This is a genomic window from Bradyrhizobium sp. NBAIM14, from assembly GCF_020193895.1.
GTDB lineage: Bacteria > Pseudomonadota > Alphaproteobacteria > Rhizobiales > Xanthobacteraceae > Bradyrhizobium > Bradyrhizobium yuanmingense.
In genome coordinates, this window is sequence record NZ_JADYVQ010000004.1 from 264,756 (window position 1) to 287,757 (window position 23,002).

Consider the following 23,002-nt stretch of genomic DNA (forward strand, 5'->3'; position numbering starts at 1 on the left):
ACCTCACCGGTACGGCGCGTCGAGCTCGATCGCCTTGGCGATCTCGCGTTCCCAGCGGTCGCCGTTGGCGAGCAGCTTGGCCTTGTCATAATAGAGCTCCTCGCGGGTCTCGGTCGCGAACTCGAAGTTCGGGCCTTCAACGATGGCATCGACCGGACAGGCCTCCTGGCAGAGGCCGCAATAGATGCACTTCACCATGTCGATGTCGTAGCGCACGGTGCGGCGGGTGCCGTCGTTGCGGCGCGGGCCGGCCTCGATGGTGATGGCCTGCGCCGGGCAGACCGCCTCGCACAGCTTGCAGGCGATGCAGCGCTCTTCGCCGTTCGGATAGCGGCGCAGCGCGTGCTCGCCGCGGAAGCGGGGCGAGATCGGGCCCTTCTCGAACGGATAGTTCAGCGTCGGCTTCGGCTGGAAGAAATAACGCATGGCGAGGAAGAACGCCGAGACGAATTCCGACAGCAGAAGCGAGCGTGCAGTGGCGTTGACGTTGATACCCATGACGGCCCTCACTTCGGCGCGATGCCGGCGAAATGCAGCACGCCGGCCACCACGATCACCATCGCCAGCGACAGCGGCAGGAACACCTTCCAGCCGAGGCGCATCAGTTGATCGTAGCGGTAGCGCGGCACGATCGCCTTCGCCATCGCGAACAGGAAGAACATGAAGAACAGCTTCAGCGAGAACCAGATGATCCCCGGCACCCAGTTGAAGGGCGGCAGGTCCACCGGCGGCAGCCAGCCTCCGAGGAACAGGATCGTCGCCAGCGCGCACATCGTGACGATTGCGACATACTCGCCGAGCATGAACAAGAGGTACGGCGTCGAGCCGTACTCGACCATGAAGCCGGCGACGAGCTCGGATTCGGCTTCGACGAGGTCGAAGGGCGGGCGGTTGGTTTCCGCCAGCGCCGAGACGTAGAACACCACGAACATCGGGAACAACGGCCAGACGTACCAATTCAGGATCGTCAGCTGCGGCAGCCCGATCAGGCTGGCAAGGCCCCGCGCGTGCTGGGCCTCGACCACCGCCGTCAGGTTCAGCGTGCCGGCGCAGAGCAGCACGGTGATGATGACGAAGCCGATCGAGACTTCGTAGGACACCATCTGCGCGGCCGAGCGCAGCGCGGCGAGGAAGGGGTATTTCGAGTTCGACGACCAGCCGGCCATGATGATGCCGTAGATCGACAGCGACGAGATCGCGAAGATGAAGAGGACGCCGACATTGATGTCGGCGATCACCCAGCCGAGATTGGTCGGGATCACGGCCCAGGCGGCGAGCGCGAGCACGCATGAGACCAAGGGAGCAAGAAGAAACACGCCCTTGTTGGCGCCGGCCGGGATGATCGGCTCCTTCAGCACGAACTTCAACAGGTCGGCGAAGGATTGCAGCAGGCCCCACGGGCCGACGACGTTCGGGCCGCGGCGGATCTGCACCGCCGCCCAGATCTTGCGATCGGCGAGCAGGATGTAGGCGATCGCGACCAGCAGGACGACGAGCACGAGGACACTCTGCGCGACCATGATGATCAGCGGCCAGAGGAACCCGGTCCAGAATGCGCTTTCGAAGAATTCCATCAGATCACGCTCACTCCGCTGCGGTCAGCATCTGCCCGGAGGCGAGGCGCGAGCACTCCGCCATCACGGCGGACGCACGCGCGATTGGGTTGGTCAAATAGAAGTCCTCGACCAGAGGCTTGAACGGCGCCTTCTCGGGCGAGCCGCCCTTCCCCGCCAGCTTCTTGATCTGGTCGGCCGAGCCGGCCTCGATCTGGTCGAGACGGATCAGATGCGGCACGGCCTTGAACACCGCCTGGCGCAGGGCTTGAAGCGAGTCATAGCCGAGCTTCTTGCCGAGCGCTTCCGACAGCGCGCGGATGATCGCCCAGTCCTCGCGGGCCTCGCCCGGCGGAAACGCGGCGCGGCCCGTCATCTGCACGCGGCCTTCGGTGTTGACGTAGATCGCGGACTTCTCGGTGTAGGCAGCCGCCGGCAGGATGACGTCGGCGCGGTGCGCGCCGCGATCACCATGGGTGCCGATATAGACAACGAAGGTGCCGTCAGGCGCCTTGATCTCGTCGGCGCCGAGCAGGAACAGCAAGTCGAGCGTGCCGAAGGTCGTCATCTGCGCAGCATTGAGGCCGCCGCTGGTTGCGGCAAAGCCGATGTCGAGCGCGCCGACGCGCGAGGCGGTCTCGTGCAGCACGCCAAAACCGTTCCAGCCGTCCTTGACTGCGCCGACATCGAGCGCGAGCTTGGCGCTGGCGGCGAGAATGGCGGCGCCGTCGTGACGGGCGGCCGCGCCCGCACCGACCAGGATGATCGGTTTCTCAGCGTTCTTCAGCACGTCCATGAAGGAATGCTTGCCGGCCGCGAGCTCGGCCAGCGTCTCGGTACCGGCACCGAGGTGGTCGAAATCATAGGTCAGGTCGGCCTTGGCACCGATCACGCCGACCTTGAAGCCGCCGGCGCGCCAACGCTTGCGGATGCGGGCGTTGAACACGGCCGCCTCTTTCCGCGGGTTCGCGCCGATGATGAGCAGCGCGTCCGCCTGCTCGACGCCGGCGAGCGTCGGATTGAAGATGTAGGAGCCGCGGCCGAGCGCGGGATCGAAGGCGTCGCCGCCCTGCACCGCCAGATTGCTCGAACCGTATTTGCCGAGCAGGTCCTTCAGCGCGAACATCTCCTCGACGCCGGCGAGATCGCCTGCGATCGCGCCGATGCGCTTGCCGTCGGTGCGCGCCGCCTTGGCGGCGATCGCAGCGAAGGCTTCGGTCCAGCTCGCTGCGCGCAGCTTGCCGGCTTCGCGGATATAGGGCCGGTCGAGACGCTGGGTGCGGAGGCCATCGACCACGTGCCGGGTCTTGTCGGAGATCCACTCCTCGTTCACGGCCTCGTTGATGCGCGGCAGGATCCGCATCACCTCGCGGCCGCGGGTGTCGACGCGGATCGCAGAGCCGACGCCGTCCATGACGTCGATCGACTGGGTCTTGCCGAGCTCCCACGGGCGCGCCGCGAAGGCATAGGGCTTCGAGGTCAACGCGCCGACCGGGCAGATGTCGACGAGGTTGCCCTGCAATTCGGACGTCAGCGCGTGCTCGAGATAGGTCGTGATCTCCATGTCCTCGCCGCGGCCGGTGGCGCCCATCTCGGGCGCGCCGGCGACTTCCGCCGAAAAGCGGACGCAGCGCGTGCACTGGATGCAGCGGTTCATCGAGGTCTTGACCAGCGCGCCGAGATATTTGTCCTCGACCGCGCGCTTGTTCTCGGCGAAACGGCTGGTGTCGACACCGTAGCCCATCGCCTGGTCCTGCAGGTCGCACTCGCCGCCCTGGTCGCAGATCGGGCAGTCCAAGGGATGGTTGATCAGGAGGAATTCCATCACGCCTTCGCGTGCCTTCTTCACCATCGGCGAACGCGTCGAAATCTCCGGCGGCTCGCCCTTGGGGCCCGGACGGCAATCGCGCACGCCCCAGGCGCAGCTCGCGACCGGCTTCGGGCCGCCCTTCACCTCGACGAGGCACATCCGGCAATTGCCGGCGATCGACAGCCGCTCGTGATAGCAGAAGCGCGGAATCTCGGCGCCGGCCGCCTCGCACGCCTGAAGCAGCGTGTACTCGGCGGGGACATCGATCTCTTTGCCGTCGATGATGAGCTTGGTCATGTCTCTTACTCCGCCGCGACCATGTTCACGGGATCGCGGACGCCGATGTCGTCGACATCGGCCTTGTGCGAATATTGGTCGATGCGCGCTTCGATCTCGTGGCGGAAGTGCGTGATCAGGCCCTGGATCGGCCAGGCCGCGGCGTCGCCGAGCGCGCAGATGGTGTGGCCTTCGACCTGCTTGGTGACCTCGAGCAGCATGTCGATCTCGCGCTTGTGGGCACGGCCTTCGGCCATGCGGGTCAGGACGCGCCACATCCAGCCCGTGCCTTCGCGGCACGGCGTGCACTGGCCGCAGCTCTCGTGCTTGTAGAAATAGGAGATGCGGGCGATCGCACGGATCAGGTCGGTCGACTTGTCCATCACGATCACCGCGGCGGTGCCGAGGCCCGAGCGCAGCTTGCTCAGGCTATCGAAATCCATCGGCGTGTCGATGATCTGCTCGGCCGGCACCATGCGCACCGACGAGCCGCCGGGGATCACGGCCTTGAGGTTGTCCCAGCCGCCGCGAATGCCGCCGCAATGCTTCTCGATCAACTCACGGAACGGGATGCCCATAGCCTCTTCGACGTTGCAGGGCCGCTCGACATGGCCGGAGATGCAGAACAGCTTGGTGCCGACATTGTTCGGGCGGCCGATGCCGGCGAACCACGCCGCGCCGCGGCGCAGGATATCGGGCGCAACGGCGATGGATTCGACGTTGTTGACGGTGGTCGGGCAGCCGAACAGACCGACATTGGCCGGGAATGGCGGCTTCAGCCGCGGCTGGCCCTTCTTGCCTTCGAGGCTTTCGAGCAGCGCGGTCTCCTCGCCGCAGATATAGGCGCCGGCGCCGTGGGCGACGTAGAGGTCGAACGGCCAGCCGTTGAGATTGTCCTTGCCGATCAGCTTGGCCTCGTAGGCCTGGTCGATCGCGGCCTGAAGGCGCTCGCGCTCGCGGATGAACTCGCCGCGGACATAGATGTAGCAGGCATGCGCGTTCATCGCGAAGCTCGCGATCAGGCAGCCCTCGACCAACAGATGCGGATCATGCCGCATGATCTCGCGGTCCTTGCAGGTGCCGGGCTCGGATTCGTCGGCGTTGACGACGAGATAGCTGGGACGGCCGTCGGTCGATTCCTTCGGCATGAAGGACCACTTGAGACCGGTGGGGAAGCCGGCGCCGCCGCGGCCGCGCAGGCCCGAGGCCTTCATCTCGTTGATGATCCAGTCGCGGCCCTTGTCGATGATGTTCTTGGTGCCATCCCAGGCGCCGCGACGCCGCGCACCCTCCAGCCCCCAATCATGGAGGCCGTAGAGGTTCTTGAAGATGCGGTCCTTGTCCTCGAGCATATCAGTGCTTTCCGATCAACGAATGGACTGCTTGTAGGCAAGTCCGGCGGCGCAGACGGCGAAGAACAGCGCCCAGAGCAGACTGGTCTCCTGCGAGGCGTTCATGAAGTAACGCTGCAGCAGGAACATGAAGGCAGCCGCGATCGCGGCGTGCATGGCGACGAAGCCCCATTTCTTCACGGCCGCGGTCCCTCCGGTTACGACGAGATCACGCATCAGGTGATCTCCTTGAGCGTGGTCGGTCCGGTCATCGGCGCCGAGAATTGGCGGCCGTTCTGCGGACCGGGCTTGGGCGGATTGCCCGAAGCGAAGCCATCGAGCACCTTGCCGAAGCTTTCCTTGGTCAGGTCCTCATAGGTGTCCTTGCCGATCAGCACCATCGGCGCGTTCACGCAGGCGCCCAGGCACTCCACCTCCTCCCAGCTGAAATTGCCGTCCTTGGAGAGATGGAAGGGCTCGTGATGGATGCGGTGCTCGCAGACGTGGATCAGATCCTCGGCGCCGCGCAGCCGGCACGGGGTGGTGCCGCAGACCTGGACGTGAGCCTTCTTGCCGACGGAGGCGAGCTGGAACATGGTGTAGAAGGTCGCGACCTCCAGCACGCGGATATAGGGCATGTCGAGCATGTCGGCGATGACGCGGATCGCGGCTTCCGACACCCAGCCCTCGTTCTGCTCCTGCGCACGCCAGAGGATGGCGATGACGGCGGAGGCCTGGCGGCCTTCGGGATATTTCGCGATCTGCTGCCGGGCGAATGCGAGGTTCTCCTCCGTGAACGCAAAGCTCGCGGGCTGGACTTCCTTCGGTGCTAATCGGCGAACGGACATCTCTTCAATCTCTCACTGCATGCGGCGCGCGGACACGGCATTCAGATTCTTGGCATTCAGATTTTTGGTACCCAGGTTCTTGGCGTTCATGGCCTCGATCCTGTCCTGCCAGAATGCGCTTGCGGTGCCGAAAACGTTGTAGCCGACGTGGGTCGAGACCTTGATGCGGTCGAGGATCGACAGCTCGGTCACGGTTTCCATGCGGTTGCTGCGCGGATCGAACACGATCAGCTTCAGCGGGGTCTGTTCGAGGATGAAGCGCGACACTGCGTGCGAGCGGTCGCTGCCGTGCTCCTCGCACATGATGACGCTGTCGGTCTGCAGCAGGCGGACGCCGCCCTTGATCGCCTCGATCTCGACGCCTTCGACGTCGAGCTTGATCAGGTACTTGCCGGTGGCCGCGACCTTGCCGTCCTCGATCAAATTGTCGAGCGCGATCACCGGCACCTCTTCGCCGCCCGCCGACTGATCGCCGGCGATGCTGAAGGCTTCGTGCTTTGTGCCCGACAGACGCGCGGTGCCGCGCGCCGCGCCGATGGCGCATTTCATGGTCTCGAAGCGGCCAGCGTTGATGCGGGCATTGTTGGCGAGCTTCGAATAGTTCTGGCCCGACGGCTCGATCGCGATCGCCTTGTGCGCGCCGAACGGCTTGCTCGAGACCAGCACCGACCAATAACCGTAATTGGCGCCGCAATCGAGCAGCGTGTAGTCGACGTCGATGGAATCGGCGAACAAGAGCTCGAGCTCGTCCTCGTAAATGTAGGAGCGGTTGAGCAGCTTGCTCCAATAGCCGTCGCCGTAAGGGAATTCGAACACCGCGTCGGGATTGAGCCTGATCGCGATGTTGCGCTCGGGCAGCGTCTTGCGCAGCAAATTCGCGCAGGCGATGTAGCCCATATGCGAGAAGTGCGAGGAGATCTTCGATCCCGTCACCAGCGCCAAGGCAGCCGTCCGCTCCCACAGGTTCGCCCCTTCAAGGGCCCCCGAGGCACGGTCAAACTGGATTGGCGCCTGCGCCATCACCGATCGACCTCTCCGAACACGATGTCGAGCGAGCCCAGGATCGCCGAGACGTCGGCCAGCAGATGGCCGCGGCAGATGTGATCCATCGCCTGGAGATGCGCGAAGCCCGGCGCGCGGATCTTGCACTTGTAGGGCTTGTTGGTGCCGTCGGCGACGAGATAGACGCCGAACTCGCCCTTGGGCGCCTCGACCGCGGCGTAGACCTCGCCGGCCGGCACGTGGACACCTTCGGTGTAGAGCTTGAAGTGGTGGATCAGCGCTTCCATCGAGCGCTTCATCTCGCCACGGCGCGGCGGCGCGACCTTGTTGTCTTCGACGACGACCGGGCCCTTGCCGTCAGGCGCGTTCAGCTTCTGGATGCACTGTTTCATGATGTGCACGGACTGGCGCATCTCTTCCATGCGGATCAAATAGCGATCGTAGCAGTCGCCGTTCTTGCCGATCGGAATGTCGAAATCCATCTCGGCGTAGCACTCATAGGGCTGCGACTTGCGCAAGTCCCAGGCCGCGCCCGAGCCGCGCACCATCACACCCGAGAAACCCCATTCCCAGGCTTCCTTGAGCGGCACCACGCCGATGTCGACGTTGCGCTGCTTGAAGATGCGATTGGCGGTGAGCAGACGGTCGAGATCGTCCACAACCTTGAGGAACGGATCGCACCAGGCCTCGATGTCGTCGACCAGCTTCTGCGGCAGGTCCTGATGCACGCCGCCGATACGGAAATAGGCCGCATGCATGCGGCTGCCCGAGGCGCGCTCGTAGAACACCATCAGCTTCTCGCGCTCTTCGAAGCCCCACAGCGGCGGGGTCAGCGCGCCGACGTCCATCGCCTGCGTGGTGACGTTGAGCAGATGCGAGAGGATGCGGCCGATCTCGCAATAGAGCACGCGGATCAGCTGGCCGCGGCGCGGCACCTCGATGCCGAGCAGCTTCTCGGCGGCGAGGCAGAAGGCATGCTCCTGGTTCATCGGCGCGACGTAGTCGAGCCGGTCGAAATAAGGGATCGCCTGCAGATAAGTCTTCTGCTCGATCAGCTTCTCAGTGCCGCGGTGAAGCAGGCCGATATGCGGATCGACGCGCTCGACCACTTCGCCGTCGAGTTCGAGCACGAGGCGCAAAACGCCGTGCGCCGCCGGGTGCTGCGGTCCGAAATTGATCGTGAAGTTACGGAGATTCTGCGGTTGCTCGTTCATGATCAGACCTTCGGCCCCGCTTTTTCATCGCCCGGAAGCACCGGATAGTCGGCACCTTCCCAAGGGGATAAAAAGTCGAACTTGCGGAATTCCTGGTTGAGGCGGACCGGCTCGTACACCACCCGCTTCTCCTGATCGTCGTAGCGGACCTCGACGAATCCGGTGAGCGGGAAATCCTTGCGCAGCGGATGGCCCTCGAAGCCGTAGTCCGTGAGGATGCGGCGCATGTCGGGATGGCCGACGAAGAACACGCCGTAGAGGTCGTAGGCTTCGCGCTCGAACCAGTCCGCGCCCGGGAAGACGTCGATCAGCGAGGGCACCTGCGTGGTCTCGTCGGCTTGCGCCTTGAGCCGGATGCGCGCGTTCAAGGTCGGCGACAGGAAGTGATAGATGACGTCGAAGCGCTTCTCGCGATCCGGATAGTCCACCGCCGTGATGTCGGTGATGTTGACGAACCGGCAGTTCGGGTCATCGCGGAGGTACTTGACCACCTCGACGATCCTGGCGGCCTCGACGTCCACGGTGAGCTGGTTGAAGGCCACCGAGTGACCGGTCGCGGCGCCCGGAAGCGCGCTAACGATCGTCTGCCCCAGGGCGTCGAGCTTGGCGTCGTCCATGACGTAAAACCTTAGCGTTCGATGGTGCCGGTGCGCCGGATCTTCTTTTGCAGCAGCAGCACGCCGTAGAGCAGCGCCTCCGCCGTGGGCGGGCAGCCCGGCACGTAGATGTCGATCGGCACGATGCGGTCGCAGCCGCGCACGACCGAGTAGGAATAGTGATAATAGCCGCCGCCATTGGCGCAGGAGCCCATCGAGATGACGTAGCGCGGCTCGGGCATCTGGTCGTAGACCTTGCGCAGCGCCGGCGCCATCTTGTTGGTCAGCGTTCCCGCCACGATCATCACGTCGGACTGACGCGGCGAGGCACGCGGGGCGAAGCCGAAGCGCTCGACGTCGTAGCGCGGCATCGAGACCTGCATCATCTCGACCGCGCAGCAGGCGAGACCGAAGGTCATCCACATCAAAGAGCCGGTACGCGCCCAGGTGATGAGGTCGTCGGTCGCGGCCACGAAGAAGCCCTTGTCGGACAGCTCGGAATTGACCTCGAGGAAGAACGGATCATTGGCCCCGACCGGCTTGCCGGTCGAAGGATCTAGAATGCCCTTCGGGGCCGGTGCGATCACCGGACCTGCGGACTGTGTAGCCGGGTTCAATCCCATTCGAGGGCCCCTTTCTTCCATTCATAGGCGAACCCGACCGTCAGCACGGCGAGGAACACCACCATGGACCAGAAGCCGGTCGCGCCAAGCTTGCCGAACGCCACCGCCCAGGGAAACAGAAACGCCACCTCGAGATCGAAGATGATGAAGAGGATGGCGACGAGATAGAAGCGGACGTCGAACTTCATGCGGGCGTCGTCGAAGGCGTTGAAGCCGCACTCATAGGCCGACAGCTTTTCGGGATCCGGCTGCTGGAACGCCACGATGAACGGCGCGATCAGCAGCACGAGGCCGATCAGGCCCGCTACCCCTATAAAGACGACGAGTGGAAGATAGTTCTGCAGAATGCCGCTCATTGGCGAGCCCTTTTCCCGCAGCCTCGGGACAGCCACGGATTCGTCCGATTTGGAATTATTCTGAGCCTTAGCGCAGTGCACCAATGGGCGCAAGACACGCTCTTTTCAGGCCCTTTGCCGCCCCCAGAACGGTGAAAATCCCGGAATCACCCCGCGGCTGGTATGGAGCAGATCGCCCCACCCAGCAAGGGCTGCCACGGTCTCGCAGGTCAGCCGTTCTGAGATTGCGGCGCTCGGGCCGAGCCAGCTATTCGCTGCGCGCTGACCGACCAAATGCTCGGGCTTTGATGCAGCGCCGCAGGGGCAATTCCCCCGTTGTCGCGGCGACAGATTTGCCGATCGGCGCGGTCAGGACCAACAATGCTGGTGCCGCCGCCTCAGGTGCAGGAAAGACCTGTCCACAGCTCAGAGTAATCGGAGGAGCCATGCGTCATCACAGGACCAGGGCTCGTCCGGCGAATGTGCCCGCGATTGGCTCCAAGCCGGTCGCGGGCGCGGCGGCGACCTGCCGGTCGCTCGCGCCGCGCCCGGATGAGCTTTGGGCCGGGGGGCATGGCCCGCGAGCTCATCGTAACCGCAGATCAGCGGACGCCCAGGTGGAGCCGAGCGAACGTCACGATCGGTTGCGCTTCGTCCCAGAGCCTTCCGGCCCTGCCCTCGCCTGTCCTCACCATTTGTAGGAGACGCTGGCGGTGACGCGCCGACGGTCGCCGTAGAAGCAGGACGTGGACGACGCGCAGCTTGCGACATAGATCTTGTCGGTCAGGTTGATCACGTTCAGCGCCGTCCGCCAGTTCTGCCATTCATAGTGGAGCGCGAGATCGCCGAGCACGACCGCGGGAACCTCGAGCGTGTTGGCGGTATCGGCCCAGGACGAGCCGATGTAACGTACGCCGCCGCCGAAGCCGAAGCCCGCGAGCGGTCCGTCCTTGAAGGTGTAGTCGGCCCAGCCGGACACCAGGAGTTCGGGCGTGTTGGTCGGCGTCTTGCCGACGAGCGTCGGATCGAGATCCTTGCTCACAAAGAGATTATAGGCCGTGAAAGCACCGATGAACTTCAGCTCCTTCGTGGCATTGGCCACCGCCTCGAGCTCGATGCCGCGCGAGGTCACCTCGCCAGTCTGGTTCTGCAGGAGCGGAACGCTGCCCGGCACCGTTGTCGGGACATTCTGACGGACAAGGTCGAACGCCGAAACAGTGAAATAGCCGTCGAATCCGACCGGCGCAACCTTCACGCCGATTTCGGCCTGCTTACCGGTCTCCGGCAGGAAAAGCTGGTTCGACGCATTAAGGCCGATGATTGGATTGTAGCTCGTTGAATAGGAGACGTAAGGCGAGATGCCGTTGTCGAAATTGTAGATCAACCCGGCGCGGCCGCTGAACCTGCTGTCGTCGCGGCTGGCGACGGTGGCGCCGGTGTCCCGGGCTTCCTGCGTCGTCTCGACCCAGTCATTGCGGCCGCTCAGCACCAGCGTGAAATTGCCGAGCTTCATCTGGTCCTGAACGTAAGTACCAGCCTGTTTCTGCGTGATGAGGAAGTTGCGGAACGGCGAGCCGGGTAGCGGAACCTCAGCTCCTCCGTAGGCCGGATTGAAGACGTTGATCGAGGGCACACCGAACCCGAAGGCCTGGTAATCGTCGATTTGATAGCCCCGCAGATCGACACCGAACAGCATCGTGTGCCTGACGGCGCCGGTGTTGAAACGATACTCCAGCTGGTTGTCGAGATTGGCCTGATTCGCGGTGTTTTTCGCATACCAGTTATAGCGGCCCATCGTCGCCGTGTTGATGTTGTCCCAGCCGTTGCCGACATAGCCGCGATAGGTGATGTCGACATGCGCAAAGCGCGCGTTCTGACGGAACGTCACATCGTCGGTGAGATGACGCTCGAACTGGTAGCCGAGCATCTCCTGCTCGCGCGTGAACTTATCGACACTGGGATCGCCGACGAAGAAGCTGGTCGGGATCTTGCCGAACGGCGCGCTGGTCACCGTGCCCTGATAGGGCAGGAAGTTGATGCCGCGGGTATCCTGCTTCGAGGCCGACGCCAGCACCGTGAAGGTCGTGTCGGCATCGGGCTTCCACGTGACCGACGGCGCGATGAAGTAGTTGTTGTCAGGTGTGAAGTTGACCTGCGTACCGCCGTTCTGGACCTGGCCGACCACGCGCGCGAACAGCTTGCCGTTATCAGGACTGGTCGCAACCGGACCGCCCATGTCGAAGCTGACATAGGCGTTGCCGAAGTTGTTGACGCCGGTCTCGATGTAACGGATCGGTTCGGCCGGCGGCATCTTGCTGATGACGTTGACGATGCCGCTCGGGCTCGATCCGCCATACAGCACCGCCGACGGACCGCGCAGCACCTCGACACGCTCCATGTTGGGCGTCTGCAGCTTCCAGCTCGCATAGGACGTGTAGAACAGCTGCATGCCGTCGAGGAACAGCCCAATGTCCTCGGACTTGAAGCCGCGGATCAGCCACCAATCGTTGCGCGTGTCCGTACCGAAAGTCCCTGCCCGCACGCCGGCGGTGTAGCGCAGAACCTCGTCGAGCTTGTTCGGCTTCTGGTCGCGGATCTGCTCGGCACCGATGACGGACACCGCCTGCGGCGTCTCCATGATCGGCGTGTTGGTCTTGGTGCCCGACGAGCTGCGGCCGGCGACATAGCCATTCACCGGCCCGCGCGGCGTCTCGACGAAGCCGACGTCGCGCCGTGGCTGCGGCCTGTTCGAGGCAGGGGTCTGCGCCGAGATCCGCGTCGCGCGGCGCTGAGGCGTCGCCGCGGTGCGGCGGCGCGCTTCCGGCGCCGTGACCGTCACCGGCGGAATGTTCTGCGCGCCACTCTGCGCGGAAGATTGTGCAAGCGATGCCTCAGGCATCAAAACCCAAGCGGATGCGGTCGCCAACACGGCCGACCGCAGCATTCCAAGACTGTTCAACGCGCCACCCCAAAGCTGCATGTTTCGATGCGTCATGCCGCCTGTCCCCGGAACGGCATGCGCTCGCGATGACGCTTATGTGAGGGCGCGGGAATTCCCTAATTGAATGCTTCTTAGAAGGACTCTTAGAAATGCTCCAATATTTCCGTATGTTGCTGCAACATCAGCGGGCTTCGGCGGCGATCACCGAAAGACGATCAGGCGGCCAAACGGCGCCCCAGACCAGCCCAGCGCGGCCGTCCGAATGAAACTTGCCGGCCGGGCGAGATGAAACCATTTTGCGGAACCCGCGAAACCATCCGGAAACAGACGGCGCTTAGAAGATGAGCCCGTAGACGACGGCAAAGCCCGTCGGGAGGCTCAGATGAACCACTCAATTCATTCTGCTGATCGTGCGACCCACCTGAAGATCGTGGTGGTGGCGCTGGTGGCCGGCATTGCCGTGGCCGGCTTCGGGATTGCGGCCCGCACCCATGCCGATTACAGCCAGACCGCCCAGTCCACCCAGGTCATCAAGGGCGGCAAGCCGGTGGTGGTGACCAGCGCGGGCACGTCCGAGATTCGCTGAACAACCGAAAAGGTCCGGTTTGATACCAAACGGCCGCCTTCAGGCGGCCTTTTCGTTCGGTTTCACCCATGCGACGGCGCCGCGGGGGATGTTGCCTCCGCCAGGCGCGAGAGGAGCGCAAGAAGATGCCCGCCGGGCACGGCGGGCATCCGTCTTCGAGATCACTCTACCAGGTATAGCGAAGGCCGGCCTGAGTACCCGCGATCGAGGTTCCGAATCCGCCAACCCCAGGCAGCAGGGGGTCCGGCAAGGTGATGCTGCTGCCATGAACTTCGAGGTAGGACGACAGCTGCGGCGTCCAGAGCACGTTGACCTTTGCGGAACCGCGAAGACCATTAGTACCGATCACGCCGGCCGCAACGGGGACCGCACCTCCAACAGCGCCGGCGCCGCTCGCGTCAACGATCCTGTAGTACTGACCGGAGATCGACGGCTGGATCTTAAAGCCCAGCCAGTCCGTCTCGAAGCCGGCGCGCATGCCACCGTGAAATTCGGTTGAATCGCCCGTCTTGCTGCCGAAATTGGCGGTATAGCCCTCCGAATAGGTTACGCCGACCGTGGGCTCGAACCACACGGTGTAGGGGAAGTCGAACCGGTATTGGCCGTTCCAGGTATAGGCGATGCCGGTGCCGTCCGCGGTCGCGGCAAGGGGAAGATTGGATGTGGTGCGAGTCCAGCTCGCAAGCGCGGTGAAGTCAGTCGAGAAACCGCCGTTGAGATACGACAGGGTGCCGGAAGTCGATGGAATTGAACCATCGGTCGTCAGTCCACCATTCGTGAAGGTGTGCGCCCACGAATGGGAGCCAGTCCCGATGAAGGTCAGCGCGTCGGTTGCAGTGAAGATACCGATCTTGGTCACATCGACTGCGCCGGTCACCGTCGCAACGCTGACCTGGACCCCGCTCGATTGCGCACTGTCGCCACTGCCGACGAGGTTCGCGCCGTAAAGCCAGACCGCCGGGGGCGGCGCTGCAAGTGCCGGAGCCTTGGCGTAGGCCAGGGCACCGAACGGATTGCTGACACCCCTTGCGGCGAACGGATCACGGCGGTCGAAATCCGACTCCTCGCCGCTGAAGCGCAGCATTCCAGGAGGAGTAACGACCCTGCGATGCTGAATCTGGTCGCGGACGTTCTGGATGATGTTCTGAACGGTGTTGTTGATGACTTGCTGCGGAACATTGACCTCCTGTGCGGAGACCGGTCGCGTCGCAAACAGACTAAGCAAAAAAGGTACGGCCACGACAAAGCTGCGGCGGAAAATTCCTGCCCTCATGGTATTCGATCAGCCCCCTGCTGGTTCAGCCCCGAGCCTTGGCGGGAGGTAAATTCCCGCAAGCTTCAGGCGCCGAATTTATTTGCAAAGCACCCGCGGCGTCTTCACCTGATTGGCTGAATTGGGGGTTCGGCTCCATCAAGCGCGCCCAGCTGATGCTCATTTGCAACACTTTCCCAGGCCGCGCTGCACGCCGAGCAACACGCCCGGATACGAGAAGCAACCCAACGCAGGGCGCGCGCCGATATCCCACTACTCCACCGTCGAGCGGTTTCGCTTCTTCGTGGCACCACGCTGCGTTGCCGTTTGGCTCAGCTCCGGACTTTTCTTAGGCTTGCCTGCTTCCCGTGCCCGGATGTGCCGCCGCACGTCCTCTCGAACGTTCTGAATGATCGAGTCGCGTGACGATTCGGCCGGATCATTGCAGCGGGCCACGCTGCACAAAGCGACGAGCAGCGGCAGGGCCAGAATCGGCGCACAGGCGAACTTGACTATCCTGGTCATCCGCAGTCTCCGAAGATGTCGCCGGCCTCCGCCGCCTGCGCCATCAACACCAGCGCAGCGCGACTGGTTTCACCGCTCGCGATGTGCAGCCTCTTGGTCGAAGCATCGCCACTCCCGGTTCACGAAATCCTGAACACGGAGGCCTTTGATGTCGTCATCCAGCATCCCTTGATGTAAAATCCACGAACAAGCCGCCTTAGCCCGTTTCTGCGATTTTTCATTTTCTGAGTTTCTGCCGATGCCTGCCCATTTCGGGATTTTCGTTCTCGCAAGCTCGCGTCCCCTCTTCACGTTGCAGGAACTGGCACGCCGGATCGCCGTTCTCGGCTGCGTAGCATTGTCGATGCTCGTTTCGACAATACTGCAGGCGACCGCTGGAGACAGGATCGCGCTCGTTGTGGGCAACAGCAACTATCGCAAGGTCCCAAAACTCATCAACCCGGCCAACGACGCCGCCGACATGGCGACGTCGCTGGGTCGTCTGGGATATTCCGTCAGACACCTCGCCGACCTCGACTACAATCATTTCCGGCAGGCCCTCATCGAATTCGGCAATGCGGCGAAGACGGCCGACAAGGCGGTGATCTTCTTCGCAGGCCATGGCGTCGAAATGGACGGAAAGAACTGGCTGATTCCGGTCGATGCCGAAATCAAGTCCGAGATCGATGTCTATGCCGAGGCGATCAATCTCGAGACCCTGATCGATATCTCCGTGATGCCGAAGATCATCGGCCTCGTGGTTCTCGACGCCTGCCGCAACGACCCGTTCGAAACGACGAAGGTCGCCGCCGCGGGACGCGCGCTGTCGTCGCGGCCATCCAAGGCGGCCGCGCCAGTGTCCGGCACACCCCGTTCCCCGACGCCTTTCGCGGCCGACACGCGCGGTCTTGCCCCTGTCGAGGTGAGCGACAACGTGCTCGTTGCCTTTGCGGCCGCTGCCGGCACGACGGCGAGCGACGGGGCCGGGCGGAATAGCCCCTACTCCGGCTCGCTCCTGCGCCATGTCGAAACGCCGCAACTCGAGATCAACTATCTCTTCCGGATCGTGCACGACGAAGTCTGGAAGGAGACCGGGACACAAGAGCCGGCAATCTACGGGACGCTGCCGAAGGGCGACATCTATCTCAACGGCGAAGCCGACATCGCAAGCGGCGATGGTGGAGCAGATGCCGAGCAGCTCGCCTGGGAGTTCGTCCGCTCGACCAACGAGATCGCGACCTTGCGCCGTTTCGCCCAGCAATTCCCGGCGAGCGCGCATACGGCCGAAATCGACCAGCGCATTGCGCAGTTGCAGACGGCTGAAACGAACGCCTGGAAGATCGTCGAGCGACAGAAGTCGCTCGCGGCCTACCGCGCCTATTTGGATCTCTATCCGTTTGGCCAGCATGTCGAGAGCGCCCGGGTCGCGCAGGCTTCGCTCGAGAAATCGGCTAAGCCGGGCCAAGCCACCGGGCAGATCGACATGCCCGGTCCGCCACCGGCGAGCTATCAGCTCGCCTCGGCCGAGACGACCACCGGCAATTCGGAGGCAGTCGAGAAGGCATGGGACGTCCTGAAGGAATCACGCGACAAGAGCGTGGTTGGCCGGTTTGCCGAGCGCTATCCGAGCTCGCGCCATAACCGCCTGCCGCCGGGCAGCGACCTTGCCCTGCGACCGGTCAATTCCACCGAACTGATGCTGCAATCAGCGCACGATAGCGACGTGAACGCCTGCTTCGACGGCGATTCCGGGGCGTGCGCCAGATCCATCAAAAAATACCCGGACTACGTCCAGCTTCAATTCCAGCTTTGCCGGTCCAAGGGCAATCCCAAGGGATGCATGATCAACGCGGTGACCGAGGCGCGCAGGCGCGGGCTCCTGGTTTCCGCCTACACCCGCTCGGAAGAGGAAAAGGTTCGCAATCGCGAATATCGGCGAGTAGTTGCACGCGTGAACCAGAATGTCGGCAATGTGGTCAGCGGCGTCGTCAGTAACGTCGTCGGCAACGTGGTCAGCAATGCCGTTTCGACTGCGGTCAGCAATGCCGCGTCGAGCGCAGCAAGCCGGGCGGCATCGCAGGCGGCATCAGCCGCAGCGTCGAACGCTGCCAGCCGATCAGCCTCGAGCGCTGCATCAAGCGCGGCCAGCAGAGCGGCCTCGACTGCCGCTTCGAATGCCGCGAGCCGCGTCACCATTCCATCGGACATCCGCCTCAAGGAGGACATTACGGCACTCGGCTGGACCGATACTGGCCTCCGCCTCTACCGCTATCGATACAAGGGCGATGCGAGGTTCTATGTCGGCGTGATGGCGCAGGAGGTCGCGCGGCAGACTCCCGCGGCGGTGTCGTCTGGAGTGGACGGGTTTCTGCGCGTCGACTATGGTCTGCTCGGCCTCGATTTTCTCACCGACCGCGACTGGATGATGCGGCAGCTCCGTTCGGGCATCGACTAAGGGACGCAACTCCATCTTGCGCTGGCTGGCACTGTTCATTGCCATCGGGCTTCTCTTCGACGCCGAAGCAGAAGCTTCCAACCGCCGTGTCGCCTTGGTCATTGGAAACGCGAGCTACGCGAACGCGCCGCCGCTCGGCTCTCCCGTCAATGATGCCGAGGACATTGCCGCGGGTCTCGCCGGCCTCGGCTTCGATGTCGATCTGCGCAAGAACACGACCATCGACGATCTGCGCGTGGGGCTCGTCGCCTTCACCGAGAAGTCCGCCGCTGCGGACATCGCGGTCTTCTATTTTGCCGGATACAGTGCAGCTGCCGGTGTCGGCAGTTACCTGATCCCCGTGGATGCGCATCTTGCGACACCTGAGTCGGCCAACGCAGAGACCGTTCCCCTGGCTGCGGTGACCGCTGCCGCAGGGCGGGCTCGCAGGCTGGGTCTGGTGATCCTGGATGCCATGCGGGAGAACCCGTTCCCTGCCATACCGAATGGCCGCCGCAGCAGCTCTTCCCTGACCTCACCCGGAAGCGCACCGATCCGCAACACGCTCGTGTTCTTTCCGGCGGAGCCGGGGCGGACCGCGGAAGAAGGCGAAGGCCGCAACAGCCCTTTCACTGCGGCGCTGCTGAAATACCTCCGGCAGGCCGACCTCGAGATCAACTTTGTGTTTCGCAACGTTCGCGACGAGGTTCGGCAGGCAACGCACCGGAAGCAGACGCCCTACATGTATGGTCAGCTTTCCAAGGACAAGATCTATCTCCATCCCGTCAAGCAAGTCGTCCAGGACGATACCGCCGTCATGCAGCACTGCGACAACGCCGTTGCCGGGCTCGCGGATTTGAGGGGACGCGCCGACCAAGGCGAGACGCGCGACGATACAAAGGCGGCGGGCGCGGTTGCGGCGTGCGCGGAGGCGGTCAAGCGGTCTCCAGGGGTGGACCGCCTGCACTACCAGCTCGGGCGTTCATTGTTCGCCATGCGCGATTACGAAGGAGCGGTGGCGAGCTACAAGGCGGCATCCGAGCTCGGCAACGCACGCGCGCTCTACGAGCTCGGATTGATGTATGAGAATGGCAACGGCGTCGAGAAAGATCCCGCCCGCTCGCGCTTCTACTATGAGATGGCCGCCGAGAAGAAGATTGCGCCAGCACTCGTCAGCCTCGGCCTACAGCAGGAGCGTGGAATCGGCGCGGCCAGCGATCCCGCAAAGGCCTATGCGTTGTACCAGCGGGCCGCCGAGCTCGGCGATGCGACGGCCATCAACAGGATGGGGGAGCTTGCCGAGAAGGGACTGGGAGCCAGGCGAGACCTGAAGTTGGCTCGGGCGCTGTACCAGAGGGGCGCCGCGATGGGCGGACTCGAAGCTCTGGTCAATCTCGCCCGGTGCAACGCCAACGGAATCGGCGGCCGACGGGACCTTGCCGCGGCCAGGCGGCTCCTGGCCAAGGCAGCGCAGGCCGGCAGCACCGACGCACGGCGCATCCTCGCGCATATCGAGGAGTCCAAGCCGAAATAGACGAATTCTGGCGGGGAGGAAGCGATCGGGATGAAACGGCAGTCCAAGCGGCGCTTTTGGCCGAGACAGCAACTATTTGATCTATTTGCCAAAAATGGCGCGAGAGACGGGGCTCGAACCCGCGACCTCCGGCGTGACAGGCCGGCGCTCTAACCAACTGAGCTACTCCCGCGTGACACGCAATGTCTGCGGAACGAGGGGGGACTTAAAGGCCCGATCTGGTGAAGTCAAGGATGTTGCATCCACAGCTCAAACCAGCCGATTCCACTGCTGGCACACACGAACGCGGCCCTCGGTAATGCCGGCGGCGTAGTCAGTCCGGTCCCGAATCGTCTACGCCTCCGGGAACTTGCGGGTCAGGGGCCATCTCCCTCTGGACGACCTGCAAGATCGAGGAGGCCAGACATGGCTAAGAAGGATCCGGCTAAGAAGGATTCTGCGAAGAAGGCAGCCGCGCCCGCCACGATCACGCTCAAGCACCTCGCCGCCGACATTGCCGAGCGCCAGGATGTCTCCAAAAAGCATGCCGAGGCCGTGCTGACCGACATGGTCGATCTGATCACCAAGCACCTCAAGAAGGGCGACCGGGTCCGCATCGTCGGCCTCGGCATCCTCCAGGTCCGCAAGCGCGCCGCCCGCACCGGCCGTAATCCTTCCACCGGCGAAGCGATCCACATCAAGGCCACCAGGAAGGTCGCGTTCCGCCCGGTGAAGGAACTGAAGGAAGCGATCTGAGGCCGCTAAAGCCAGACCCCGAGCCCGTTGCGGCCGCATCACGGCCCGCTTTTCTGATATACCGCCAGCTTCAAGAACACCCGGCGGTTTGACCCGAAATGTCCTCCCTCTCCTTTTCGCATACCGTGACCGAGCGCTTCCTGCGCTACGTCACCATCGACACCCAGTCCGATCCGGCATCCCCCAGCTCGCCGTCGACCGAGAAGCAGAAGGATCTCGGCCGCGTGCTCGCTGCCGAGCTGAAGGCCATGGGCGTTGTGGACGCGCATCTCGACGATTACGGCTACGTCTACGGAACGATCCCGGCCAACACCGACAAGAAGGTGCCGGTGATCTGCTTCTGCTCGCATATGGACACCTCGCCCGACGTCACCGGCAAGGACGTCAAGCCGCAAATCGTGAAGAACTATCGCGGCGGCGACATCACGCTGCCCGGCGACACCAGCCAGGTGATCCGCTTCAATGAGCACCCTTCGCTGAAGAACCAGATCGGCAACGACATCATCACCACCGACGGCACGACGCTATTGGGCGCCGACAACAAGGCCGGCGTCGCCGAGATCATGGATGCCGCGCATTTCTTCATCAACAATCCCGACGTGAAGCACGGCACCATCAAGATCCTGTTCACGCCGGACGAGGAGATCGGCCGCGGCGTCGACAATGTCGACCTGAACAAGCTGGGTGCCGATTTCGGCTACACCATGGACGGCGAGAGCGCCGGCTGCGTCGAGGACGAGACCTTCTCGGCCGACGGCGCCACCATCACCATCAACGGCGTCAGCGCCCATCCCGGCTACGCCAAGGGCAAGATGGAGCACGCGATCAAGATCGCCGCGGCCATCGTCGAGCGTCTGCCGAAGGAGGGCTGCTCGCCCGAGACCACCTCGGGCAAGCAGGGTTTTCTGCATCCGATCGGCATCGACGGCGCGCTCGAACAGGCGACGCTCTCCTTCATCGTCCGCGACTTCACCGAGGAAGGGCTGAAGGAGAAGGAGGCGCTGCTCGAGGGCATCGTCAAGGACGTGATGAAGGACTACCCGCGCTCGACCTACACGTTCGAGGTCAAGGAGCAGTACCGCAACATGAAGCAGGTGATCGATCGTCACCCGCACGTGCTCGAATACGCCATCGAGGCGATCCGCCGCGCCGGCCTGCGCCCGATGCGCACCGCGATCCGCGGCGGCACCGACGGCTCGCGCCTGTCCTTCATGGGCCTGCCCTGCCCCAACATCTTTGCCGGCGAGCACGCGTTCCATTCGCGGCTCGAATGGGTCAGCCGGCAGGACATGGAGAAGGCGGTGCAGACCATCGTGCATCTGGCGATGATCTGGGAAGAGAAGGCCTGACGCTTCCTGAAGACGTCGAATAGGGCCGGGCTTGCGCCCGGCCATTTCCATTTGGTTGAGGGGCCTACGGCACCGGCATTGCGCGCGGGTTGCGGTGGAAGCGGTTGGCGCTCGCCATCCAGTTCGGCAACGGCTCTCCATCGCGATGGCGTCCGCCGGCAACCGCCGCGGCCCAGGCCACTGCGGCGCCGATCAGGGTCGCGGCTGCGACCGAGAACGCCACGATGATCGAGTTGCGCCGCGCGCGGTTGATCGCCGTCTTCGCGTCTGCGATCAGGGCGTCAACGCGCTTTTCGGCGTCGGGGGCCGCCAGTCCCGTGACCGCGGCGACCTGCTGCACGAGGTACGTCCGGTCATCGGCGGCGACGCCGCTGTGGCTGGACGACGTCATCAGGATACGTCCGGCTTCGGCGCGCGCTTCCCTTAGGTCGGTGTTCGGAGCGCGGCGCGGCGCGCGGAACAGCTTGTCGAGCTCATAGCTCAACAAGGGCTCGGCCGCCGAGGTGTTGCTCGCCGAGCTGCGCATCGGGGAACGGTCGATCGCGGCAGCGCCGAGAAGGGCCAGCAGCGCGGCGCCGGCCAGGACCGCCAGCGCCCAGGCGGTCAACCCGTGAAGCCCGTCCCGCCGCTCGCCGTCATCCTCGATCGTTGCGAGCGCGGGCTCGGACCGGGTGGTCCGGCCGGCGACGTAACCGCCAAATCCAAAACTGACGATCGCCTGGATGATCAGATAGAGCCCGGAGAGTAGCGCCAGCGCCGCCGACGCATCGCGCCAGCTCGGCGAGGCCGAACTGACACCGAGGCCGACCGCGACACCAAAACCGATCAGGATGAACGACATTGCACTCGCAGCAAGCGCACCCGCGAACACCGAGCTCCACTGGATGGTTCGAGGCGCCTCAACTGCCAAGCCGCCTTCCATGACCTCTTCCCGCATCAGAGTCTCGACCGTCATCGCGGCGCTCTCAGCGCAGGCCGAAGAACGACAGGATCGCCATGATGACGACGATCAAGCCGATCAGATAAATCAGTCCGTCCATTGTCCGTCCTCCTCAGTTTCTTCTCTCGCTAATCGCGAGGTATGAGGAACGTTCCAAATTGGACAGATCGTATGGAACGAACTTGGAGGATGCGGGTTGTCTGTCCAAGTCCTAGGGATAGAGATTGTGAGCACATGAGGCCTCAGCCGGCTCGTCCGGCTGGGGCCTTTCCGCGTTGCGGCCGGCAGGTTTCCTCCTGTCGTATGTTAACGACGCCGGATCCGGGATCATCAATGGTGGGATGGGGCGGAACCTCCGGATCAGGAGAGGCGCGTGGACCGCAGAACGGCGTGCCTGCATCAGGCGAATGCATTCCGGGAGAAGGCCCTCGCCGATCCCGAGCACCACGACCAATGGATCGACGAAGCCATCAAATGGCTGGAACGGGCGATGGAAGCGAGCTGTCGGGCGGTCATCACCATGGAAGGTGACAATGGCAGCGACGCTCCGGCCCCCGCGTTCGAAACCATGGCGCCGCATCGGCACGTCATTGTCCGCCAGTGAGAGGCGCTGGCACCGCATGCACTGCTGCGGCAATTGTTCCAGGGACGTAACAATGTTGCGGGTCGACACTGTTCCCGCACCCATGCTAGGCCGGGCACAGACCGCAACCAGAGTGAACTCGTGCTCGCAAACCGTCAGCCCTCAGGATCCCGCCGCTCGCGTTTTCCGCGCGGGCTGCTGTCCGTGCTGATCGCGGCGGTCTATCTGCTCGCGGGCGCTCTGCACGGCGCGCACGACATCGACGTCACCACGCCCCGCGGCGGTTCGGAGATCGCCGCGGTCCTCGATGGCGCTACCGGCCATGACGACCACAAGACCATCGGCGGACATCATTGCCACGGCTGCTTTTCGCTGACCGTGGCACAGCCGGCACCATCGACCGCTGCGATCGCGCTCGTGTCGGCACCGAGCCCGCAACAGGCCCCCCGCCTCGCCGGAATTGTGCCCGATACCGACTCTCCCCCTCCCAGACCTATTGCCTGAACGGATTGGTCGGGCGCGGCGCGCCCATTAGGTTCATCCTTCACAGGTCGAT

General features: G+C 63.8%; 22 protein-coding genes and 1 tRNA gene. 7 read left to right on the forward strand and 16 right to left on the reverse strand.

Features of this window, described 5'->3' with window-relative positions; genetic code table 11:
* Window positions 1-3 precede the first annotated feature (3 nt).
* The 12 genes from nuoI to I6F28_RS13045 form a co-directional block, all read right to left on the reverse strand.
* Complete coding sequence (gene nuoI / locus I6F28_RS12990; protein WP_157283556.1) at window positions 4-498, reverse strand: NADH-quinone oxidoreductase subunit NuoI; 495 nt, start codon at window positions 496-498, stop codon at window positions 4-6.
* A gap of 8 nt (window positions 499-506) precedes the next feature.
* Entirely contained in the window at window positions 507-1,574 is a 1,068-nt protein-coding gene (nuoH, locus tag I6F28_RS12995) for an NADH-quinone oxidoreductase subunit NuoH (protein WP_085969087.1), read from the reverse strand.
* Window positions 1,575-1,584: 10 nt separating this feature from the next.
* On the reverse strand, window positions 1,585-3,660 hold the full coding sequence (gene nuoG / locus I6F28_RS13000; RefSeq protein ID WP_225140060.1) for an NADH-quinone oxidoreductase subunit NuoG: 2,076 nt from the start codon (window positions 3,658-3,660) through the stop codon (window positions 1,585-1,587).
* Between the two features lie 5 nt (window positions 3,661-3,665).
* Complete coding sequence (nuoF, locus tag I6F28_RS13005) at window positions 3,666-4,991, reverse strand: NADH-quinone oxidoreductase subunit NuoF (protein ID WP_036025343.1); 1,326 nt, start codon at window positions 4,989-4,991, stop codon at window positions 3,666-3,668.
* Window positions 4,992-5,006: 15 nt separating this feature from the next.
* A complete protein-coding gene (locus I6F28_RS13010) occupies window positions 5,007-5,207 on the reverse strand; it encodes a hypothetical protein (protein WP_050991808.1) in 201 nt (66 codons plus the stop codon).
* Window positions 5,207-5,818, reverse strand: a complete 612-nt coding sequence (gene nuoE / locus I6F28_RS13015; protein WP_225140061.1) for an NADH-quinone oxidoreductase subunit NuoE — start codon at window positions 5,816-5,818, stop codon at window positions 5,207-5,209. The genes I6F28_RS13010 and nuoE overlap by 1 nt, the downstream gene beginning before the upstream one ends.
* 12 nt (window positions 5,819-5,830) lie before the next feature.
* Window positions 5,831-6,838, reverse strand: coding sequence for an FkbM family methyltransferase (locus I6F28_RS13020; RefSeq protein ID WP_225140062.1), 1,008 nt, complete (start codon window positions 6,836-6,838; stop codon window positions 5,831-5,833).
* Window positions 6,838-8,034: an NADH-quinone oxidoreductase subunit D gene (locus I6F28_RS13025; RefSeq protein WP_036025346.1), complete on the reverse strand. Its 1,197-nt coding sequence runs from the start codon at window positions 8,032-8,034 to the stop codon at window positions 6,838-6,840. The genes I6F28_RS13020 and I6F28_RS13025 overlap by 1 nt, the downstream gene beginning before the upstream one ends.
* Window positions 8,035-8,036: 2 nt before the next feature.
* On the reverse strand, window positions 8,037-8,651 hold the full coding sequence (locus I6F28_RS13030) for an NADH-quinone oxidoreductase subunit C (protein ID WP_036010195.1): 615 nt from the start codon (window positions 8,649-8,651) through the stop codon (window positions 8,037-8,039).
* 11 nt (window positions 8,652-8,662) lie between these two features.
* Window positions 8,663-9,253: a NuoB/complex I 20 kDa subunit family protein gene (locus I6F28_RS13035; RefSeq protein ID WP_036025347.1), complete on the reverse strand. Its 591-nt coding sequence runs from the start codon at window positions 9,251-9,253 to the stop codon at window positions 8,663-8,665.
* Window positions 9,244-9,609 (reverse strand): NADH-quinone oxidoreductase subunit A, encoded by a 366-nt coding sequence (locus tag I6F28_RS13040; protein ID WP_008136158.1) that lies wholly within the window; start codon window positions 9,607-9,609, stop codon window positions 9,244-9,246. The genes I6F28_RS13035 and I6F28_RS13040 overlap by 10 nt, the downstream gene beginning before the upstream one ends.
* Before the next feature lie 667 nt (window positions 9,610-10,276).
* Window positions 10,277-12,532 (reverse strand): TonB-dependent siderophore receptor, encoded by a 2,256-nt coding sequence (locus I6F28_RS13045; protein ID WP_225140155.1) that lies wholly within the window; start codon window positions 12,530-12,532, stop codon window positions 10,277-10,279.
* Window positions 12,533-12,911: 379 nt separating this feature from the next.
* On the opposite strand from I6F28_RS13045, the gene I6F28_RS13050 reads away from it, so the two are divergent.
* On the forward strand, window positions 12,912-13,115 hold the full coding sequence (locus I6F28_RS13050) for a hypothetical protein (RefSeq protein WP_225140063.1): 204 nt from the start codon (window positions 12,912-12,914) through the stop codon (window positions 13,113-13,115).
* A 166-nt stretch (window positions 13,116-13,281) separates the two neighbouring features.
* On the opposite strand, the gene I6F28_RS13055 is transcribed toward I6F28_RS13050, so the two are convergent.
* Together I6F28_RS13055 and I6F28_RS13060 are read right to left on the reverse strand one after the other, a co-directional pair.
* Window positions 13,282-14,388 (reverse strand): autotransporter outer membrane beta-barrel domain-containing protein, encoded by a 1,107-nt coding sequence (locus I6F28_RS13055; protein ID WP_225140064.1) that lies wholly within the window; start codon window positions 14,386-14,388, stop codon window positions 13,282-13,284.
* 252 nt (window positions 14,389-14,640) lie between these two features.
* Window positions 14,641-14,892 carry a hypothetical protein gene (locus I6F28_RS13060; protein ID WP_036010209.1) on the reverse strand — a complete coding sequence of 84 codons (252 nt, stop codon included), beginning with the start codon at window positions 14,890-14,892 and terminating at the stop codon, window positions 14,641-14,643.
* A gap of 343 nt (window positions 14,893-15,235) precedes the next feature.
* Between I6F28_RS13060 and I6F28_RS13065 the strand changes: the two genes are divergently transcribed.
* Together I6F28_RS13065 and I6F28_RS13070 are read left to right on the forward strand one after the other, a co-directional pair.
* Complete coding sequence (locus I6F28_RS13065; RefSeq protein WP_225140065.1) at window positions 15,236-17,326, forward strand: caspase family protein; 2,091 nt, start codon at window positions 15,236-15,238, stop codon at window positions 17,324-17,326.
* A gap of 16 nt (window positions 17,327-17,342) precedes the next feature.
* Window positions 17,343-18,839: a caspase family protein gene (locus I6F28_RS13070; RefSeq protein ID WP_225140066.1), complete on the forward strand. Its 1,497-nt coding sequence runs from the start codon at window positions 17,343-17,345 to the stop codon at window positions 18,837-18,839.
* 95 nt (window positions 18,840-18,934) lie between these two features.
* Here the strand turns inward: I6F28_RS13070 and I6F28_RS13075 are convergent.
* A tRNA-Asp gene (locus I6F28_RS13075) sits at window positions 18,935-19,011 on the reverse strand.
* Between the two features lie 233 nt (window positions 19,012-19,244).
* Between I6F28_RS13075 and I6F28_RS13080 the strand changes: the two genes are divergently transcribed.
* The gene (locus I6F28_RS13080; protein WP_036010212.1) at window positions 19,245-19,574 is read left to right on the forward strand and encodes an HU family DNA-binding protein; all 330 of its coding nucleotides are present in this window, start codon (window positions 19,245-19,247) and stop codon (window positions 19,572-19,574) included.
* 98 nt (window positions 19,575-19,672) lie between these two features.
* Entirely contained in the window at window positions 19,673-20,923 is a 1,251-nt protein-coding gene (gene pepT / locus I6F28_RS13085) for a peptidase T (protein ID WP_225140067.1), read from the forward strand.
* Between the two features lie 64 nt (window positions 20,924-20,987).
* Here the strand turns inward: pepT and I6F28_RS13090 are convergent, their stop codons facing one another.
* Window positions 20,988-21,878: a hypothetical protein gene (locus tag I6F28_RS13090; RefSeq protein ID WP_036010217.1), complete on the reverse strand. Its 891-nt coding sequence runs from the start codon at window positions 21,876-21,878 to the stop codon at window positions 20,988-20,990.
* Between the two features lie 358 nt (window positions 21,879-22,236).
* On the opposite strand from I6F28_RS13090, the gene I6F28_RS13095 reads away from it, so the two are divergent.
* Together I6F28_RS13095 and I6F28_RS13100 are read left to right on the forward strand one after the other, a co-directional pair.
* Window positions 22,237-22,467 (forward strand): hypothetical protein, encoded by a 231-nt coding sequence (locus tag I6F28_RS13095; protein ID WP_146207727.1) that lies wholly within the window; start codon window positions 22,237-22,239, stop codon window positions 22,465-22,467.
* Between the two features lie 120 nt (window positions 22,468-22,587).
* Window positions 22,588-22,950, forward strand: coding sequence for a hypothetical protein (locus I6F28_RS13100; protein WP_225125157.1), 363 nt, complete (start codon window positions 22,588-22,590; stop codon window positions 22,948-22,950).
* Window positions 22,951-23,002: the final 52 nt, after the last annotated feature.